The sequence below is a fragment of the Teichococcus aerophilus genome, assembly GCF_014490485.1.
GTDB lineage: Bacteria > Pseudomonadota > Alphaproteobacteria > Acetobacterales > Acetobacteraceae > Pseudoroseomonas > Pseudoroseomonas aerophila.
Map to the genome: position 1 here is coordinate 33,488 of NZ_JACTVA010000041.1, position 16,981 is coordinate 50,468.

At 69.4% G+C, this 16,981-nt stretch carries 23 protein-coding genes; 22 read left to right on the forward strand and 1 reads right to left on the reverse strand.

Annotated elements, in window-relative coordinates:
• Window positions 1-113: 113 nt before the first annotated feature.
• On the forward strand, window positions 114-635 hold the full coding sequence (locus IBL26_RS18875; RefSeq protein ID WP_187786068.1) for a DUF6362 family protein: 522 nt from the start codon (window positions 114-116) through the stop codon (window positions 633-635).
• Between the two features lie 135 nt (window positions 636-770).
• Window positions 771-1,208, forward strand: coding sequence for a hypothetical protein (locus IBL26_RS18880; RefSeq protein ID WP_187786069.1), 438 nt, complete (start codon window positions 771-773; stop codon window positions 1,206-1,208).
• 19 nt (window positions 1,209-1,227) lie between these two features.
• On the opposite strand, the gene IBL26_RS18885 is transcribed toward IBL26_RS18880, so the two are convergent.
• Window positions 1,228-1,440: a hypothetical protein gene (locus tag IBL26_RS18885; RefSeq protein ID WP_187786070.1), complete on the reverse strand. Its 213-nt coding sequence runs from the start codon at window positions 1,438-1,440 to the stop codon at window positions 1,228-1,230.
• Between the two features lie 106 nt (window positions 1,441-1,546).
• Here IBL26_RS18885 and IBL26_RS18890 point away from each other — a divergent pair, with 106 nt between their 5' ends.
• The 20 genes from IBL26_RS18890 to IBL26_RS18985 all read left to right on the forward strand — a co-directional run.
• Window positions 1,547-2,263, forward strand: a complete 717-nt coding sequence (locus IBL26_RS18890) for a recombinase family protein (RefSeq protein WP_187786071.1) — start codon at window positions 1,547-1,549, stop codon at window positions 2,261-2,263.
• A complete protein-coding gene (locus tag IBL26_RS18895; protein ID WP_187786072.1) occupies window positions 2,263-2,613 on the forward strand; it encodes a hypothetical protein in 351 nt (116 codons plus the stop codon). The genes IBL26_RS18890 and IBL26_RS18895 overlap by 1 nt, the downstream gene beginning before the upstream one ends.
• A 6-nt stretch (window positions 2,614-2,619) precedes the next feature.
• Window positions 2,620-3,213: a hypothetical protein gene (locus IBL26_RS18900; RefSeq protein ID WP_187786073.1), complete on the forward strand. Its 594-nt coding sequence runs from the start codon at window positions 2,620-2,622 to the stop codon at window positions 3,211-3,213.
• Window positions 3,214-3,215: 2 nt separating this feature from the next.
• Window positions 3,216-3,446, forward strand: a complete 231-nt coding sequence (locus IBL26_RS18905) for a hypothetical protein (protein WP_187786074.1) — start codon at window positions 3,216-3,218, stop codon at window positions 3,444-3,446.
• Between the two features lie 119 nt (window positions 3,447-3,565).
• Window positions 3,566-4,315 (forward strand): hypothetical protein, encoded by a 750-nt coding sequence (locus IBL26_RS18910; protein ID WP_187786075.1) that lies wholly within the window; start codon window positions 3,566-3,568, stop codon window positions 4,313-4,315.
• Window positions 4,230-6,362: a phage terminase large subunit family protein gene (locus IBL26_RS18915; RefSeq protein ID WP_187786076.1), complete on the forward strand. Its 2,133-nt coding sequence runs from the start codon at window positions 4,230-4,232 to the stop codon at window positions 6,360-6,362. Before IBL26_RS18910 ends, IBL26_RS18915 begins: the two co-directional genes overlap by 86 nt.
• Window positions 6,363-6,369: 7 nt before the next feature.
• A complete protein-coding gene (gene gpW / locus IBL26_RS18920) occupies window positions 6,370-6,627 on the forward strand; it encodes a gpW family head-tail joining protein (RefSeq protein ID WP_187786077.1) in 258 nt (85 codons plus the stop codon).
• Window positions 6,624-8,303 carry a phage portal protein gene (locus IBL26_RS18925; RefSeq protein WP_187786078.1) on the forward strand — a complete coding sequence of 560 codons (1,680 nt, stop codon included), beginning with the start codon at window positions 6,624-6,626 and terminating at the stop codon, window positions 8,301-8,303. Before gpW ends, IBL26_RS18925 begins: the two co-directional genes overlap by 4 nt.
• Before the next feature lie 11 nt (window positions 8,304-8,314).
• On the forward strand, window positions 8,315-8,524 hold the full coding sequence (locus IBL26_RS18930; protein WP_187786079.1) for a hypothetical protein: 210 nt from the start codon (window positions 8,315-8,317) through the stop codon (window positions 8,522-8,524).
• Window positions 8,521-9,408 (forward strand): S49 family peptidase, encoded by an 888-nt coding sequence (locus IBL26_RS18935; RefSeq protein ID WP_187786080.1) that lies wholly within the window; start codon window positions 8,521-8,523, stop codon window positions 9,406-9,408. Before IBL26_RS18930 ends, IBL26_RS18935 begins: the two co-directional genes overlap by 4 nt.
• Window positions 9,409-9,454: 46 nt before the next feature.
• Window positions 9,455-10,189 carry a hypothetical protein gene (locus IBL26_RS18940; protein WP_187786081.1) on the forward strand — a complete coding sequence of 245 codons (735 nt, stop codon included), beginning with the start codon at window positions 9,455-9,457 and terminating at the stop codon, window positions 10,187-10,189.
• A gap of 12 nt (window positions 10,190-10,201) precedes the next feature.
• A complete protein-coding gene (locus tag IBL26_RS18945) occupies window positions 10,202-10,588 on the forward strand; it encodes a head decoration protein (protein ID WP_187786082.1) in 387 nt (128 codons plus the stop codon).
• 97 nt (window positions 10,589-10,685) lie between these two features.
• On the forward strand, window positions 10,686-11,711 hold the full coding sequence (locus IBL26_RS18950) for a major capsid protein (protein WP_187786089.1): 1,026 nt from the start codon (window positions 10,686-10,688) through the stop codon (window positions 11,709-11,711).
• 10 nt (window positions 11,712-11,721) lie between these two features.
• A complete protein-coding gene (locus tag IBL26_RS18955; RefSeq protein ID WP_187786083.1) occupies window positions 11,722-12,060 on the forward strand; it encodes a head-tail joining protein in 339 nt (112 codons plus the stop codon).
• Window positions 12,057-12,572 carry a hypothetical protein gene (locus tag IBL26_RS18960; RefSeq protein WP_187786084.1) on the forward strand — a complete coding sequence of 172 codons (516 nt, stop codon included), beginning with the start codon at window positions 12,057-12,059 and terminating at the stop codon, window positions 12,570-12,572. Before IBL26_RS18955 ends, IBL26_RS18960 begins: the two co-directional genes overlap by 4 nt.
• 30 nt (window positions 12,573-12,602) lie before the next feature.
• On the forward strand, window positions 12,603-12,833 hold the full coding sequence (locus IBL26_RS18965) for a DUF2635 domain-containing protein (protein WP_241749549.1): 231 nt from the start codon (window positions 12,603-12,605) through the stop codon (window positions 12,831-12,833).
• Window positions 12,833-14,308, forward strand: a complete 1,476-nt coding sequence (locus tag IBL26_RS18970; RefSeq protein WP_187786085.1) for a phage tail sheath subtilisin-like domain-containing protein — start codon at window positions 12,833-12,835, stop codon at window positions 14,306-14,308. The genes IBL26_RS18965 and IBL26_RS18970 overlap by 1 nt, the downstream gene beginning before the upstream one ends.
• A 3-nt stretch (window positions 14,309-14,311) precedes the next feature.
• On the forward strand, window positions 14,312-14,680 hold the full coding sequence (locus tag IBL26_RS18975) for a phage tail tube protein (protein WP_187786086.1): 369 nt from the start codon (window positions 14,312-14,314) through the stop codon (window positions 14,678-14,680).
• Window positions 14,677-14,994 carry a phage tail assembly protein gene (locus tag IBL26_RS18980; RefSeq protein ID WP_187786087.1) on the forward strand — a complete coding sequence of 106 codons (318 nt, stop codon included), beginning with the start codon at window positions 14,677-14,679 and terminating at the stop codon, window positions 14,992-14,994. Before IBL26_RS18975 ends, IBL26_RS18980 begins: the two co-directional genes overlap by 4 nt.
• 121 nt (window positions 14,995-15,115) lie before the next feature.
• Window positions 15,116-16,981, forward strand: a 1,866-nt coding sequence (locus IBL26_RS18985) for a phage tail tip lysozyme (protein ID WP_187786088.1), incomplete at its 3' end; no start/stop codon positions are given.

Below are 16,981 nucleotides of genomic sequence, written 5' to 3' on the forward strand. Positions count from 1 at the left end.
CATTCCCAATTTGCCGCCCCGTCCTGCGGGGCATCGAGCCAGCACCGTTGCGCCCAGCCGGACGCTGCCGCTCTCACTATGTCGCTCGGGCGAGGGGCTACTCTATGAACATGATGTCGAAGCCGCTCCCGCCCGCTGGGCAGCAGTGGGCGAAGCCGATCTATGACCACGAGACCGTGGTCTATCGGATGGAGGAGGCCGGCCGCACGCTGCTCTCCTTGCCGAACGCGGGCTGTCTGCCGTCCGGCTACCGCGCCTTTTGGCCGCAGGGTGCCGAAGTCGCCGCGGAGGTCTGGGGCTATGGCTCCGATGAGATGATCCGGCCGCCGGCTCCCTCCTCGCGCGCCATCGGCCGCATGGATGAGGCTATGCGCTGGGTCGCTTTGATCAGCCCGGACAAGCGCGTCATCCGCCGCATTGTGCTGATGCGGGCGCTGGTGAATCCGCGCAACGAGCGGCACATCTGGAGCCTGCGCAAGATCGGCAAGGCCCTGGGGTGCGACCACAAGGCGGTGCAGCGCTGGCATGACCAGGGCATCGATTGGATCTGCCAGGCGCTTTACGGCCAGCAGCTCGCCGGCGCCGACTGGGCGGTCAACTGGCGGTTCGATCGGGACCTTCCGGGCGAGCTGTAAAATACCGCTTGCCCATTCGCCCCAGTTTTGGGCATAGAAACCACTATTCTGACCCGATCAGCGCCCGAGGCCCTTCCAGGCCCCGGGCGTTTTCCGTTTCTGGGCCCTCGGGCGGCCCCCCATCGGACAATCCGCATGACCCTTTCCACAGACGCACCGGCTGGTGCGTCCGAGGGCGCGCGACCCTTCGCCTCCGCTGATGATGCGTGGATCTGGACCATGGGCGTGCTGATGGCACGCCGCGATGGCGCCGGTCCCGTCACCAGCCTCGATGCGGTCGCGCGCCCCTGCGAGCCGGACGATGTGGTTCGCTGTCTCGATCGCCTGTACCGCCAGCGGCGCATCGATCTCGCCCATGCCCGCGTGCTGCGGACCTGGGGGGAGCGACAGATGGTGCCGCCGGAGCGCGAGCATGGTGACCGCCGCTTGTGGCGCGAAGCCATGGAGCGCCTGGCCTGGCCATTGCAGCAGATCGGCATCGTCGCCACGCCGACATTCGGCCTGTTCATCGACGGGAAATTCGCCGGCCATGTGATCGGTCCGGTCACATACAGCTGGGCGCCGGCGCCGTAGCATCGGCTGAAAGGCACGCTTACTGCGGCTCGGTGTCGCCCCACTGGGTAAGCCCGCGGAGCAGAGCGGCCGGCACATCCTCATGCGCCAATCCGAGTTCCCGGCACACCGCCAGAACCATGAGGGTGGCCACAGTCTCGGGGCTATCATTCGGTCCGCGCACGCTGGACCGGCGGATAATCGCCCGGATCTGGTCGTTGATGTCGCGCTTTTCCTCATCCGAGAGAGCCATGTTCGACGCCTTTCTGATCCGAAGGAAGGCAAGCAGCAGACCGCACATTTCGTCAAACGTCCGTTTCGAAATGTGCGCCCTCTTCGACCCATAACCGGGAACCAGAATGGCCCGCAAAACCCCGCTGAAGAGGCTGGGGGGCGGGGACGGCGTTCCAGGGTTCGTCGCTTACTACCGCGTGTCGACCGACAAGCAGGGCGCCAGCGGCCTCGGATTAGAGGCCCAGCAAGAGGCGGTTGAGCGCCATGTGCGCGCCGCCGGCGGCCGCATCCTGGATGTGTTCCGGGAGGTCGAAAGTGGGAAGAAGAACGATCGCCCGCAGATCCTTGCGGCCATCGCCGCCTGCCGATCACGCCGCGCCACGCTGGTCATCGCCAAGCTGGACCGCCTGGCGCGCAACGTCGCCTTCGTCTCCAACCTGATGGAAGCCGGCATCGAGTTTGTCGCCTGCGACAACCCGCATGCTAGTCGCCTGACCATCCACATCCTGGCCGCCGTGGCCGAGCATGAGCGCGAGATGATCTCCGCGCGCACCAAGGCCGCCCTGCAGGCGGCGAAAGCGCGCGGCGTCCGGCTCGGCAACCCGCGCATCAAGGCGGGCGACATAGGCGCGGTCGGACAGGCCACCGAGATCCGCATCGCCAAGGCGGCGCAGCACGCCCGCGATGTGATGCCCGCCATCCTGGCGGCACAGAGAGCCGGCTGCACCAACAACACGCAGATCGCCGAAGCGCTGACCGCGCGCGGCATCCGCACGCCTGCCGGCGGTGACGTTTGGCACCGCGAACAGGTCGCCCGCATCCTCAAAAGGACACCAGCCTGATGGCTACAGCCCCGAAGACCCGTACCCAGAAGGCCGAGGCAACTGCCGCCCCGCCCAGCACCAACCATCCCGTCATCACCGACCCGGCGCTGATCGCGATGGCCGGTGAGTACGCCAAGGGCGCGCCGGAGAAGAACCGGCTGGAGAAGCGGCTGAAGGAGCTGAAGCCGGTGCTGCTGCAAGCGATGGGCGACGCTCCGATGGCCTACGCCGGCAAGCATGTGCTGACCCGGGCCGAGGTGATCGGCACGCCCGATACGGTGGGGGAGAAGATCACCCGCTCGATGGTCGGGCAGCACATGCCGGGCAAGAAGGGCCGGCCGGGCTACACCACGCTCGAGGTGCGCTGATCCAGCATGCGCCCAGACTTCCGGGCCGACTTCAGGCCGATGACGCGGGCGCTGGATGACCTGGCCAAGAAGCAGATCCCGTTCGCAGCCGCCGGCGCCCTGAACGATACGGCGCAGGCGGCGCAGATCCGCGTGAAGCGCGAGCTGCCCAGCATCTTCGACCGGCCGACGCCCTTCACCCTGAATGCCATCGGCGTCGAGCGCGCCAGCAAGGGCAAGCTCGAAGCCCGGGTGTTCGTGAAGGACCGGCAGGCGGAATACCTCGAGGTGCAGGAGACCGGCGGCACGAAGACGCCGAAGAAGCGGGCTTTCCTGCTGCCGCGCGGCATCCGGCGGAACCAGTACGGCAACATGCCGAAGGGTGCCGTCGCCGCGGCGCGGGCGAAGCCCAGCACCTTCAGCGGCAAGATCGACGGTGTGCCGGGCCTGTACCAGCGCATGAAGCGCGGCGCCGCGAAGCTGCTGGCCTTCTATGCGGACAAGGCGACATACAAGCCGCGCTTCGGCTTCAAGCAGCGGACCCTGAAGACGGCGAAGGCCGTCTGGCCCTCTGCCTTCCGCCAGAGACTGGCGAAGGCGCTCTCCACAGCCAGGAAGTGACCATGGAAATCGACAAGTCGGTGCGGGCGGCCTTCACGCCGGCTGAGGTGGTGGAGGCGCTGCGGACGCACTACGCCTCCGCGCTCCGCACCATGCCAGAGCCCGCGAAGGTGGGGCTGCTGGGCGGCTCCTACGGCGTGACCCTCACATGGGACCTGCCACGCGAGAAGGCCGCCCCAGCGCCCGCCTACCGGGGCCCTGAGCCCGTCCCCGAGCCCGAGCCCGAGGCCTAGGCCCGAGGGGGAGGGGAGCCCACCCACCCCCACCCCCCTTCTTGGGTCCTTCCCCAGGGGGGGTAGGGGCACGGGACAATTCGCCCCGCGGGTCAGCCCCAGCTAAGGGATATGAAATCGTGTCCGCAGTGTCCGCAGTGTCCGCACCGGCTGCGGAAGGGATCTCGATCCGCGAGTTCGCGCGGCGCGAAGGGATCAGTGATAAGATCATCCGCCGCGCCATAAGCGCCGGATATCTCACACCTTTGCCCGACGGGAAGTTGTCGCCGGCCTGGGTCGGCAGCGGCTGGCGCAAGGCCAACCGGCATGCGGACACGGGTGCGGACACCCCTGCGGACAGTGCGGACATGTCCGCACCTGGTGTCCGCACTGTCCGCAGCGCGGCGGCGCCGGTGTCCGCACCCGCCGCGGCGGTCGCCGAGGACCTGGAGCCGCAGCCGCGGGGCGGCGCCCTGAAGCGCCGGCGGGCCGCCGCCAGCGACGAGGGCGAGGACGGCGAGAGCATCGACTTCGATGAGTTTGCCCGCCGGGTGCTGGGCGGTGACTTCCCGGCGCTCGCCACCTCCGAGCGCGTGAAGGCGGCCGCCCTGGCGCTGAAGCAGGCGCTCGATGCGCAGAAGAAAGCCGGCGCCCTGATCGAGCTGGCCCTGGCGGAAGGCGTGCTGTTCGAGGTGGCGCGCCAGGCGCGCGATGCCTGGATCAACTGGCCGGCGAAGATCGGCCCGCTCTTGGCGGCCGACCTGGGCCTGGAGGCGGCCACAGTCGTCGAGGCCCTGACAAAGTATGTCCAGCAGCAGCTCGAAGATCTCGGAGAGCCCCAGCCCGGCGCTTTCGAGGAAGATAAACCGGCTCAGGACGTCAGCGCGTAAAGGCTGGACGCCGCCGCCGCGCATCAGCGTCCCGCAATGGGCCGACGACAACCGCTATCTGGCCAAGGAAGCCGGCAGCACCTCTGGCAAATGGCGCACCGGCACCGTCGAGGTGGCGCGCGGGCCGATGATGGCCGTGACCGAGCCCGGCGTGCACATCATCACCGCGATGGTCTCCACGCAGCTGCTGAAGACGGCGCTGCTGGAGAACGTGTTCGGCTACTTCGCCCATCTCGATCCCTGCCCGATGCTGCTGCTGCAGCCGAAGGAGGCCGCGGCCGAGCAGTTCTCGAAGGAGCGCATCACGCCGATGGTGCGGGCCACGCCCAAACTGAAGGGCCTGATCGGCACGGCGAAGACCCGCAAAGCCGACGAGACGCTGCTGTTCAAGAGCTTCCCGGGCGGCTTCCTGGCACTGGCCGGCGCCGGCAGCCCGGACAACCTGGCGCGCCGGCCGATCCGGGTGCTGCTCTGCGACGAGGTCGACAAGTACCCGGTCACCCGCGAGGGCGACCCGATCACGCTGGCCGAGGAGCGCACGGCGACCTTCGGCGTCAACTGGCTATCGCTGCGGGTGTGCTCGCCGACCGTCGAGGACGAAAGCCGCATCGCGGCCAGCTATGCCGACAGCGACCAGCGGCGCGCCTCGGTGGAATGCCCGCACTGCCAGCACCGGCAGTTCCTGGATTTCTTCAAGCACGTCGAGTGGGACAAAGCGGACGGCGCCCATAAGCCGGAGACGGCGAAGATTTACTGCGAGGCCTGCGGCTGTGGCTGGTCGGAGGGCGAGCGCCTGCGGGCGCTGGCCACCACCCGGCATCATCAGACGCGGCCGTTCAAATGCTGCGGCGAGCTACAGATGCCGCTGGAGGCGTATGACCGCACCTGGCGCAGCTGCGAGGCCGTCGAGCCTGGCGCCGAGCAGCCTGACCCGGTCGCCGCGGTGTGGGACTGGTGGTTCGGGCCTCGCCACGCGGTCTATCGCGCCCGATGCCGACACTGCGGTGCCTGGGCGGTATCGAACAAGCATGCCGGCTTCCAGGCCGGCAAGCTGTTCTCACCCTGGCAGAAGGACAAGCCCGCCGACATCGCGGCCAAGTGGCTGGCGGCGCAGGGCAACGAAGATCTGCTCATGTCCTGGTGGAATACCCAGGCGGGCCTGCCTTACCGCGCCAATGGCGGCAAGGCGCTGGTGTTGGAGAAGCTGGCGGAGCGCGGCGAGATCTGGGCCGGGCAGGTGCCGCACGGCGTCGCCATCATCACGGTGGGCATCGACGTCCAGCCCGACCGCGTCGAGCTGGAGGCGGTCGGCTGGGGCCGCAACGAGGAAAGCTGGTCGATCGACTACGAGGTGATCGAGGGCGACGCCAACACCGGCGCGGTGTGGGACAAGGTCGACGCCTATCTGAAGCGGACCTTCTACCGCGACGATGGCCGGCCTTTCGTGATCTCGGCCACCTGCATCGATACCGGCGGCCAGAACACGCAGAAGGTCTACGAGTTCTGCAAGGCGCGGCTGTCGCGCAAGATCTGGGGCATCAAGGGCGAGAGCGCGCAGAACGGCGTGCGTAACCCGGTATGGCCGACCAAGCGGCCGATGTCGCGCACCAAGGCCAGCTACCGGCCGGTGGTGATCGGCGTGAATGCGGCGAAGGACGTGGTGCGGGCGCGGCTGGCGATCGAGGGCCCCGGCGCCGGCTACATGCATGTGCCGCATGATCGCGACATCAACTGGTACGCCCAGCTGCTGGCGGAGCGCCTCGACCTGCGCGAGGCCAGCGGCCGCAAGTACCGGGTCTGGGTGCAGTTGCCGGGCCGGCGCAACGAGGCGCTCGACTGCCGGGTCTACGCCTATGCCGCGCTGTGCGGCCTGCTGCATTTCGGCCTCGGCCTGAACCGCAGGGCCGACGATGCCGCGCAACCCTATCAGGCGGCGCCGGATGCGCGCCGCCTCCCTGAAGACCAGGTCGCCGAGAGCGGGCCGCCGCCGGCGGCACCGCCTCCGCCGGCCGCTCGCCCGCCGCGCACGTCGCGCTGGGCCTCATGAGGATGCCATGTCGGGAACCATACAGAGCGGCACCTTCGCCGGCATGTCGCGCGACCAGCTGACGGCTTGGCGCGGTCGCCTGCAGGAAGCACTGCTGGGGCTGGCGGCCGGTGAGAAGGTGGTGAATGTGGCCTATGCCCAGGGCACCGGCTCGCGGTCGGTCACCTACACGCCGGCGGATGAAAACCGCCTGCGTGGCCTGATCCGCCAGCTGAACAACCTGCTCGGCCAGCGCCAGACCGCCATCGGCGTCTCCTTTCGGTGAGCAAGAAGGAGCGCCGCGCAGAGCGGAAGGCCGCGGCCAGCGTCAGTGCGGCGCCGGCGGGCGGCAAGGCGATGATCCCGGCGACACGGGCCGGGCCGGGCGGCATGGCCGGCGCCTTCGCCTACGATGCCGCCAATATGTTCGGGTCGGAGATGGGGGAGTGGAACCCCTGGCTCCGCTCAGCCGATGGCGAGATCAACAACGACCGTGACCGCATGGTCGCGCGCTCGCGCGATGTGGTGCGCAACGATGGCTGGGCCGCTGGCGGCATCACCCGCATCGTCGACAGCGCGGTCGGCAGCCAGTTCCGGCTGGTGGCCAAGCCCGACTACCGGGCCCTGGCCCTGGCCAGCGGCGGCGCCTTTGACAGCAGCTGGGCCGACGAGTTCGGCCGGGCCGCCGAGGCCGAGTGGCGCATGTGGGCGAATGACGCCGGCAAGCACTGCGACGCCGCCCGGCAGTTGAACATGACGCAGATGTTCTGGCTGGCCCTGCGCCACAAGGTGGTGGACGGCGACGCGCTGGCACCGCTGCTGTGGCTGCCGGAGCGGATCGGCGAAGGCAGCGCCCGCTATGCCACCACGGTGCAGCTGATCGACCCCGACCGGCTGTCAAACCCGTATCAGCAGCAGGACACCAAGGATCTGCGCGGTGGCTGCCAGCTGGACAGTCTCGGCGTCACGGTGGGCTACCATATCCGCGAGGCGCACCAGGGCGATCTCTATCTCGCCCAGGAAAGCATGCGCTGGGACTATTTCGAGCGGGAGACCCCCTGGGGCCGCCCGGTGGTGGTGCATGACTACGAGCCGGATCGGCGCGGCCAGCATCGCGGCACCAGCGTGGTGACGCCGGTGCTGGGCGCCATGCGCATGCTGTCGCGCTACGACCAGGCGGAGCTGCAGCAGGCGCTGCTGCAGACGATCTTTGCGACCTTCATCCAGTCGCCCTTCGATCCCTCTGACGTGCAGAGCGTGCTGAACGAAGACGGCGGATTGAGCGAGTACCAGAAGCTGCGCAGCGAGTTCCACGAGGGCAATCCGCTGAGCCTGAACGGGGCGCGGATTCCGGTGCTAGCGCCTGGCGATGAGGTCAAGTCGGTGACGGCCACCCGGCCGAACAGCGGCTTTGAGGCCTTCCAGGGCGCGGTGCTACGGCGTTTTGCCGCGGCGACCGGCCAGTCGGCCGAGCAGCTCTCCTGGGACTACAGCAAGACCAACTACAGCAGCGCCCGCGCGGCGATGCTGGAAGCCTGGAAGACGCTGAAGCGGCGGCGCGACAACTTCGCGGTGGGCTTCGCCAACCCCATCTATGGCGCCTGGCTGGAAGAGGCGATCGCGCTGAAGCGCGTCCCGCTGCCCCGCAAGGCGCCCCCGTTCGCATCCATGCGAACAGCCTACATGACCTGCCGGTGGATCGGGCCGGCGCGCGGCTGGGTCGACCCGGTGGCCGAGCGGCAGGGCGCGGTGCTGGGCATGGAGGCTGGCTTTGGCACGCTGGAAGACGAGTGCGCCGAGCAGGGCCGCGACTACGAGGAGGTCCTCGACCAGCGTCAGCTGGAGGTGAGGATGATGCTGGATCGCGGCCTTCCCCTGCCGACCTGGGCCATGGGCTCGCCACTCTACCAGAACCAGCAGGCCCCGCAGAACCAGCCGAAGCCCGATCGCGACGGCATCTGAAAGACCGACACATGAAGACTGCTCTGGTCGCCCTGCTGACGGGCCTCTGCAAGCTGCTGCGCGCCCTGGTGGTGATTCCCCTCCTGGTGGTGGCCATCGCCTTCTTCCTGGTGCTGGGCCTGCTGGTGGGCGCCGGCGTCGCCGCGCTGATCGGCTTCCTGATCGCCCTCAGCATCACCATCGGCGGCACGGTCCTGGTGGTGGAGGGGCTGAAGCGATGACCAACTTCCCCCACCTCGCCCAGCGGCTGTTCAACACCCCGGTCGCCATCCACCCGCACAAGGCCGAGGTGGTGATGGCCGCGCTGGCCGATCGCCTCGGCATCAGCCACATGTTCCGGGGTGGCGAGCTGCTGGCCCTGTCGCCGATGGCGATGGAGGATGACGAGATCGGCGGTGTCTTCAGCCGGCCCGGCCGCTCGGAGCGAGATCCCGGCTTCGACCTGGTGGAAGGGATGGCCGTCATCCCGGTCACCGGCACGCTGGTGCAGAAGCTGGGCACCCTGCGCCCGTATAGCGGCATGACCGGCTATGACGGCATCCGCACGGCGCTGCTGGCGGCGCTGGAAGATCCCGGCGTGAAGGCCATCGCCCTGGATATCGACAGCCCGGGCGGCGAGGTCGCCGGCTGCTTCGACCTGGTCGACATGATCTACCGTATGCGCGGCGAGAAGCCGCTGCACGCCATCCTGGACGAGAGCGCCTATTCGGCCGCCTACGCGATCGCCAGCGCCTGCGACCGCATCACGGTGCCGCGCACCGGCGGTACCGGCAGCGTCGGCGTCATCGGCATGCATGTCGACATGTCGGCGGCCCTCGGCAAAGGCGGCATCACGGTGACGATGATCCGCTACGGCGAGCACAAGGCCGAGGGCAACGAGTTCGAGCCCCTGACCGAAGGCGCGCATGCACGCATGCAGGCCGACATCGACACGATGGGCGAGCTGTTCATCGAGACCGTGGCGCGCAACCGCAACCTGAAAGCGTCGGTCGTGCGCGGCACGAAGGCCGAGACCTTCCTCGGCGCCGCCGGCGTCACCATCGGCTTCGCGGACGCCGTGCGCGCACCCGATGCCGCCATGGGCGAGCTGTACCGCTCGCTCTGAGGCGCCCTGCCGGCGCCACCCCCCAGATCCACGAGGTTAACCCACCATGCGTCGAAACAGCACGCGGGCGCTGAAGCTCGCCCACCTGGTCGGCCCCGCCATCCGCGCCTCGGAAGAGGATGAGCAGGACGACAAGGCCAAGGGCCGCGCCGAGAACGAAGACGACAACAACGACGACCGCGACGACAAGCCCGGCAGCCGCCGCGCCCGCCGCGCCGACGACGACAAGGACAAGGACGAGGAGAAGCCGCAGGGCCGCACCAAGTCCCGCCGCGCCAAGTCCCGCGCCGCCGATGATGACGAGCGCGACGACAAGCCTTCCAGCCGGCGCGCGCGCCAGGAGGAGGATGACGACGACGACGAGCGTGATCCGAAGGGCGGCCGCACCGCCGCCGAGGAGGATGACGACGACGACGAGGAGCGCAGCGAGGACGACGAGCGGAAGGACGACGAGGACGACGCCAACCCGAAAACCCGGGCCGCGCGTCGCCGCGAGCGTGAGCGCTGCCAGGCCATCGTCGGCTCCAAGCACGCCAAGGGCCGCGCGGCCGCCGCTGCGCACCTCGCCTTCGGCACCAGCATGTCGGCCGGCGCCGCCATCGGCCTGCTGAAGACCCTGCCGGGCGGCGAGAGCGCCGAGGGCGGGGATCTGGGCGCCCGGATGCAGGGCTATGGCGGGCACCGCCCCGCCGCCTCCGCTCCGCCGCAGCCGAGTGGCCGCCAGGCGGTCACCAATTCCTGGGATGCGGCCGCCGCGCGCGCCGGCATCCGTAAGCGCTAAAGGACCGCCCTGATGGCCACTCCCGTTCTCAACGAACGCTTCTACAACGGCGCCTTCCTGGTCTCCGAGGCCAACGGCACTCGCTCCCGCGACACCGTGGTGATGAAGAACGCCGGCGGCACCGACCTGGTGCTGGATGGCGGCCTGGTGCTCGCCACGCTGACCGCCGATGGCAGCGTGGTGCCCTACGACAACGCGGGCACCGATGGCAGCGAGGTCGCCTCCTGCATCCTCTACGGGCAGGTGATCGTGCCGGCCGGCGGGCAGAAGCGCGTCACCATCGTCAGCCGCGACGCCGAGGTGAATGCCTCCGAGCTGATCTGGGCCGCAGGCGTCGACGCCGCCGGCAAGGCCGCCGGACTGGCCGACCTGCTGACCAAGGGCATCGTCGCCCGCTGATCCCGCGCCCGCCGGCGCGGGCGCTCCCCTTCCCACCCGCCTGTGTCGCGCCAGCTGGCGCCCGACCGGTCGATGGAGATCCGCCTCCTTGTCCATCATGAACATCTTCCGTCAGGACGCCTTCTCGGCGATCGAGCTGACGTCCTTCGTGGAACGCACGCCCTTCCTGCCGACCGGCCTGGGCGAGCTGAACATCTTCAACCCCAAGCCGATCCGCACCACGGCGCTGGCCGTCGAGGAGCGGGCCGGCAAGCTGGTCATCATCCCGACCAGCGATCGCGGCGCGCCGCTGAAGCAGCGCACCACCGAGAAGCGCACGATGCGCTACTTCGAGGTGCCGCGCCTGGCGCATGAGGACACCATCATGGCGTCCGAGCTGCAGGGCGTGCGCGAGTTCGGTCAGGAGACCGTGCTGATGCAGCTGCAGACCGAGGTGGCCCGCCGCCTGGCCGGCCCCACGGGGCTGATGAGCAACCTCGAATACACGCTGGAGCTGCACCGGCTCGGCGCCGTGCAGGGCGTCCTGCTCGATGCCGATGGCTCGGTGCTGTACAACTGGTTCGACGCCTTTGGTATCGCCCAGCCGACCGAGATCGCCTTCAACCTGAACGCGGTCTCGCCGAAGGATGGCGACCTGCGTAAGAAGTGCATGGAGGTCGTGCGCAAGATGAAGCGCGCCGCCCAGGGCGCCTGGACCCCCAATACGCGCATCCAGGCGATCTGCGGCGACGAGTTCTGGGATGCGCTGATCAGCCACCCGGACGTGCTGAAGACCTACTTCAACTGGGAGGCGGCCAAGGAGCTGCGCCAGGATGGCGCGTTCTCCTCGATGACCTTCGGCGGCATCGACTGGAGCAACTACCAGGGCAGCAACGACAACACCGAGATCGCGGTGCCGACCTCCAAGGTGAAGTTCTTCCCGGTGGGCGCGCCGGGTGTGTTCGAGCGGGCGCAGGCGCCGGGCGAGTCCTTCGAGTGGGTGAACACCCCCGGCAAGGATGCCTACGTGGTGCCGATCATCGATCGCGACCGCAACGCCTTCTGGAAGCAGGAGCTGTACTCCTACCCGCTGCACATCTGCACGCGGCCGGAGATGCTCCAGAGCGGCCGCGCCGGCAGCTGAGCCGACGAGCATGGCCGTCGATTTCGACGCGATGACGAGCGCCGCCGTTCTGGCGGCGTTCGCCGTTCCAGGCCGGGTGCGGTTCAAGCGCAATGGCGAGCCGATCGCCGAGATCGACGGCGTGTTCGACCGCTTCCAGATCGAGGCGATGGGAGAGGACGGGGCACCGTTCTCGATCAAGCGAACGGTGCTCGGCGTGCGCGAGGCCGACCTGCCGCCGGGCTTCGTCCTGAAGTCCGGCGACCGGGTGCAGATCCTCAACAAGACCTTCGACATCACCGATGTGCAGCCGGACGGGCTGGGCTGGGTGTCGCTGCCGCTGGGCCTGGTGGGGAGCGCCGGACCATGACCGAGTTCCGCCTCGGCGTGCGCGACATCGTCGCCCGCGTGCTGGAGCAGCGCCTGCCGGAATTGCAAGGTCGGGTCTACCGGGCGCGCGAGTGGCCGCTGCATGAGCATCAGGTGCCCGCGCTGCTGGTCTACGGCTACCAGGAGACCAAGACCGGCCCCGAGGTGCATGGCGGCGACGTGGTCTACGCCGTCTCCTGCATCATGTCCGTGCAGGCCGTGACCCAGCGAGCGGCGCGCCACACCGAAGCCGTCGAGCGCGAGCTGGAGCAACTGTGCCAGGCCATCTGTCTGGCCGTCATCACCGCGCCCGAGCTGCTCGGCAAGGCTGGCGCCATCGAGCGCATCGACAGCGTGAAAACCACGCTGAACATCGATGCCAAGAGCGGCGAGAAGGCCCTGGGCCAGGCCGTGGTGGCCTTCGATCTGTGCTGGTCCGAGACCTACCAGCTGCCAGACGAGATCCCCTGCGCCGAAACGACCTTCCATTTCCGGGTCATCCCGCCGGCCTGACGGCCCGGGCCCCGTAGGAGCCCCCCACACATGATGTCCGTAAAGCCCGCGCCGGGCCTGTCCGTGCGCGACCCGGTGCTGCGCGACCTGTTGCCGGCCGAGGGCCGGCCGGTCGAGCGCTCCGAATACTGGCTCCGCCGCCTCGCCGATGGCGACGTGGTCGAGATGTCCGCTCCGCCAGCCGTAGCGCCGCAGGACGGCGCCGTGGCCGAGCCTGATGCCACGCCGGCCGACGCGCCGCAGCCGGAGGCCGAAGCCTGATGGTCGATTTCGCCCAGATCCCCCAGAACCTGCGCCTGCCGCTGTTCTACGCCGAGCTGGACAACAGCCGCGCCAATAGCGGCCAGCAGAACCAGCGCACGCTGATCATCGGCCAGCAGGCCGCCGGCGGCGCGCTGGTGGCCGGCAAGGCCGTGCTGCTGCAGGGCATCGCCTGGGTGCAGGCCCAGGCCGGCCTCGGCTCGCAGCTGGCGCTGATGGCGGAGTGGTACCGCAAGCGCGATTCCTTCGGCGAGGTGTACCTGCTGCCGCTGGCCGATGCCGCCGCCGCCGTCGCCGCCACGGCCACCATCGCCGTCACCACGGCCGCCACGGCGCCCGGCACGCTGAACCTCTATATCGGCGGGCAGCGGGTGCAGGTCCTGGTCTCCGCCGCGCAGACCACGGCGCAGACGGCAACGGCGATCGCCGCGGCGATCAACGCCATGGCCAGCCTGCCGGTGACGGCCACCGTCACCACCAGCACGGTCACCCTGACCGCCAAGAACAAGGGCGCCTGCGGCAACGATATCGACCTGCAGCTGAATTTCCTCGGCGCCGCCGGCGGCGAGGCAACCCCTTCCGGGCTGGTGCTGGCGATCTCGGCGATGACCGGCGGCACGGCGAACCCCACGCTCGACACCGCCCTGGCGGCGCTGGGCGACAAGGAGTTCGACTTCATCGTGCTGCCCTACACCGACACGGCCAGCCTGGACGCGATGAAGGCGTTCCTGGCCGCGCGCTGGAGCTGGGAGCGCATGCTGTATGGCGGCGCCTTCGCGGCGCTGCGCGGCACGCTGGGCGCGGCCACGACTTTCGGCCTGGCCCGCAACGATGCGCATGTCAGCGTCATGCCGTTCAACGGCAGCCCGACGCCGGCCGTGCTCTGGGCCGCGAACACCGCCGGCGCCTACGCCCAGAGCCTGCGCGCCGATCCCGGCCTGCCGCTGCACGGCCTGCCGCTCGATGTGCTGGCGCCGCCGATCGAGAGCCGGTTCGCGGCGGCCGAGCGCAACGTGCTGCTCTGGGACGGGCTCAGCACCTTCGCGGTCGCCGATGATGGCACGGTCACCACCGAGACCATCGTCACCACCTACCAGAAGAACGCGCTGGGGCAGCCCGACGACAGCTACCTGTATGTCGAGCGGCTCTACACGATCGCCTATGTGATCCGCGATCTGAAGCAGTTCATCACCAGCCGCTTTGGCCGGGTGAAGCTGGCCAGCGACGGCACCACACCGCGCGCCGGCAGCCGCACGGTGACGCCGGGCGTGATCCGCGACGCCATCCTGGGCCGCTACCGGTTCCTGGAACGCAATGGCTACGTCCAGGAATACGAGCAGTTCGCCGCCAGCCTGGTGGTCGAGCGCAATGGCACCAACCGCTGCCGCGTCGACGCGCATCTGCCCATCATCCCCATCGACCAGCTGCGGCAGCTCGCCGCGGTGGTCCAGCCCCGCAACGCGGGTGAGGAGTAAGCCATGTCGGGCAGCATGGGCCGCGTTGGCGGCCGCGCCTGGATCTGGATCGACGGCATCCAGTTCGATCTTGTCTCGCAGCCGACCTGGGGCGTGGCGACGACGAAAAAGACCACGCTGAAGGGCATGGATGGCATCCACGGATACAGCGAGGAGCCCATCCCGGGCTTCGTCGCCGCCACCCTGCGCGACAGTGCCGGGATCTCGATCTCCGAGTTCGACGCCATGACCGACGTTTCCGTCAGCCTGCAGCTGGCCAACGGCAAGCGGGTGTCCGGCAGCAACATGGTCTGCGTCGACACGGTCGAGGTGGATTCCACCGAAGGCACCTTCTCGGTGCGCTTCGAGGGTGAGGACGTGACCGACCGATGAGCGATCTGAACGACGACTCCTCGATCGCCGAGGAGGTGATCTCCGACATCGCGCCGCTGCGGCTGCGCTTTAAGGCGATCCCCTACAACGGCACCGACTACGACACCCTGGTGCTGCGTGAACCGACCGCCGAGGATCTGATCAAGGCGGGCGAGAAGAAGCAGCCGCTGGAGCAGGCGGTGACGCTGATCCAGCACGTTACCGGCCTGCCGGTGATCGTGGTGCGCAAGCTGCCGCAGCGGGTGCTGGAACGCGCGGCGGAATACTTCTCGCCTTTTACGCCGCCCTCCCCGGAGAGCGCTGGCGCGGCCTGATCGCCGAGGTCACGCGCTTCTTTGGGTGGGGGCCGCGCGACGCGGAAAGCCTGCCGATCAGCAAGCTGCTGTGGTGGGCGGATGAAATGCGGCGACTGTCCCGGCCGCGAGGAGACGCCTGATGTCAGCATCGGTGAAGGGCGGCGCGCTCAGCCTGACGCTGAGCGCCGTCGATGGCATCACCAAGCCCTTGGAGCGGATCAATCAGAACGTCCTGCGCGTGCAGAACAGTTTTGGTCGGCTGGGGCAGAATGTCGGCCGGGTCAGTGGCATGAATGCGTTGGCCGCCGGCGCGCGCAATGTGGCGCGCTCGATGGCGCAGATCATTCCGCCGCTGGGCGCGCTGACGGCGGCCGGCTCGGTCGCCGGCGTCGTGCATCTGGCCGCGCGCTGGGCCAGTTTCGGCGTGCAGCTGGGGCACACCGCCTACCGGGTGCAGACCAGCGTCGCCAGCCTGCTCACCCTGCAGGGCGCGGCGCGGCTGGCCGGCGTGTCGGCCGAGGATCTCTCCGCCGGCATGGAGGGGCTGGGCGATGCCCTGTCCGACGCCGTGGGCGGCCGCGACAGCACCGCCCTGCAGTACTTCACCATGCTTGGCGTCGCCATGCGCGATGCAAGGGGCAATGCCCGCACGGCGGCCGAGGCGCTGCCGCAGGTGGCCGATGGCATCGCCCGCATCGCCGATCCCCGCCTGCAGGCGCGGGTCATGTCGGCGCTGCGGCTGCCGGCCTCGATGCTGCCCTTCCTGAAGAAAGGCTCCGCCGGCCTGCGCGAGTGGGAGGCCGATGCCCGCCGCTTTGGCCTGATCACCGAGGAAGGCGCCGAGGCGGCGCAGAAATTCAACCTGGCACAGACCCGGCTGCAGATGGCCGGCGAAGGGCTGGTCAACACCATCGCCCAGCGCCTGGCCCCGGTGATGACGCCGCTGCTGAACCGGCTGACCAACTGGATCGCCGCCAACCGCGAGCTGATCGGCCAGCGGGTGGAAGAGATCGTCACGCGCCTGGCCGGCGCCGTGGAACGCTTCATCCAGAATGGCGGCCTGCAGGAAATCGGCAGCCGGATCGAAGCCATGGTGAGCGGCATCCAAGCCGTGATCCGCTGGATGGGCGGCTGGGAGAATGCGGCGATCGCGCTGGGCGGCGTGCTGGCCCTGCAACTGCTGGCGCCGCTGACCGGCATTGTCGGCGCCTTGACCACCATCGCACTCTTCCGGCCGGCAGCCTGGATGCTGCGGCTGCTGGGCGTGACCGGTGCCGGCGTGGGCGCGGCCGCCGTCGCAGGATTCCTGGGCGTCCAGCGCCTCGGCGAGATGCGGGCCGAGAGCGGCGCCAATACCCCCGAGGGTCAGGCGGAGCGCCGCCGGCGGATGGGCCAGCGTGGTCAGGCCGAGGGCTACTACGACCCGGCGGCCGATCGCAGCGTTGATCCTGGCCGCCAGTGGGCCGGCCTGGGCGCCTATCTGCGCAGTCAGATGACCCCGGGCGGCGGCCGGCAGGGGCAGCCCCGCTCCTATACGGGCGAGGAAGCCACCGCACGGCAGCGCCAGGCCTTCGACTACTTCCGCTCGCAGGGTTGGAGCGCGGCGCAGGCCAGCGGTCTGGTGGCCAACCTGCGGCACGAGAGCGGCGCCGGCCTGGACCACCAGGCGCGCGGCGACGGCGGCAAGGCCTACGGCATCGCGCAGTGGCACCCTGACCGGCAGCGCAATTTCCGCCTCTGGGCCGGCAAGCCGATCCAGGAGAGCACTCTGGAAGAGCAGCTGGCCTTTGTGCAGTTCGAGCTGACCCAGGGGCAGGAGCGCGCCGCCGGCGCCGCCCTGCGCAATGCGCGGACCCCGGCCGAGGCCGCCGGCGTGGTGTCGCGCCAGTACGAGCGGCCGGCGAACCGGGAGGGCGAAGCCGCCGCCCGGGCGCAGACCGCGACATCGATGCTGCCGCGCCTGGCCGCGCCGGCCGGCACGGCCGTCGCCTCCGGTACGCCGGCC

What these genes read in the sequence shown, in the direction of transcription:
- IBL26_RS18900 (WP_187786073.1), top strand. Translation starts at nt 2,620, where the DNA reads ATGCGCCCAGACTTCCGGGCCGACTTCAGGCCGATGACGCGGGCGCTG.
- IBL26_RS18975 (WP_187786086.1), top strand. Translation starts at nt 14,312, where the DNA reads ATGTCGGGCAGCATGGGCCGCGTTGGCGGCCGCGCCTGGATCTGGATC.
- IBL26_RS18930 (WP_187786079.1), top strand. Translation starts at nt 8,315, where the DNA reads ATGAAGACTGCTCTGGTCGCCCTGCTGACGGGCCTCTGCAAGCTGCTG.
- IBL26_RS18890 (WP_187786071.1), top strand. Translation starts at nt 1,547, where the DNA reads ATGGCCCGCAAAACCCCGCTGAAGAGGCTGGGGGGCGGGGACGGCGTT.
- IBL26_RS18885 (WP_187786070.1), bottom strand. Translation starts at nt 1,440, where the DNA reads ATGGCTCTCTCGGATGAGGAAAAGCGCGACATCAACGACCAGATCCGG.
- IBL26_RS18935 (WP_187786080.1), top strand. Translation starts at nt 8,521, where the DNA reads ATGACCAACTTCCCCCACCTCGCCCAGCGGCTGTTCAACACCCCGGTC.
- IBL26_RS18905 (WP_187786074.1), top strand. Translation starts at nt 3,216, where the DNA reads ATGGAAATCGACAAGTCGGTGCGGGCGGCCTTCACGCCGGCTGAGGTG.
- IBL26_RS18980 (WP_187786087.1), top strand. Translation starts at nt 14,677, where the DNA reads ATGAGCGATCTGAACGACGACTCCTCGATCGCCGAGGAGGTGATCTCC.
- IBL26_RS18940 (WP_187786081.1), top strand. Translation starts at nt 9,455, where the DNA reads ATGCGTCGAAACAGCACGCGGGCGCTGAAGCTCGCCCACCTGGTCGGC.
- IBL26_RS18880 (WP_187786069.1), top strand. Translation starts at nt 771, where the DNA reads ATGACCCTTTCCACAGACGCACCGGCTGGTGCGTCCGAGGGCGCGCGA.
- IBL26_RS18875 (WP_187786068.1), top strand. Translation starts at nt 114, where the DNA reads ATGTCGAAGCCGCTCCCGCCCGCTGGGCAGCAGTGGGCGAAGCCGATC.
- IBL26_RS18955 (WP_187786083.1), top strand. Translation starts at nt 11,722, where the DNA reads ATGGCCGTCGATTTCGACGCGATGACGAGCGCCGCCGTTCTGGCGGCG.
- IBL26_RS18915 (WP_187786076.1), top strand. Translation starts at nt 4,230, where the DNA reads ATGTCCAGCAGCAGCTCGAAGATCTCGGAGAGCCCCAGCCCGGCGCTT.
- gpW (WP_187786077.1), top strand. Translation starts at nt 6,370, where the DNA reads ATGTCGGGAACCATACAGAGCGGCACCTTCGCCGGCATGTCGCGCGAC.
- IBL26_RS18965 (WP_241749549.1), top strand. Translation starts at nt 12,603, where the DNA reads ATGATGTCCGTAAAGCCCGCGCCGGGCCTGTCCGTGCGCGACCCGGTG.
- IBL26_RS18950 (WP_187786089.1), top strand. Translation starts at nt 10,686, where the DNA reads ATGAACATCTTCCGTCAGGACGCCTTCTCGGCGATCGAGCTGACGTCC.
- IBL26_RS18960 (WP_187786084.1), top strand. Translation starts at nt 12,057, where the DNA reads ATGACCGAGTTCCGCCTCGGCGTGCGCGACATCGTCGCCCGCGTGCTG.
- IBL26_RS18895 (WP_187786072.1), top strand. Translation starts at nt 2,263, where the DNA reads ATGGCTACAGCCCCGAAGACCCGTACCCAGAAGGCCGAGGCAACTGCC.
- IBL26_RS18945 (WP_187786082.1), top strand. Translation starts at nt 10,202, where the DNA reads ATGGCCACTCCCGTTCTCAACGAACGCTTCTACAACGGCGCCTTCCTG.
- IBL26_RS18970 (WP_187786085.1), top strand. Translation starts at nt 12,833, where the DNA reads ATGGTCGATTTCGCCCAGATCCCCCAGAACCTGCGCCTGCCGCTGTTC.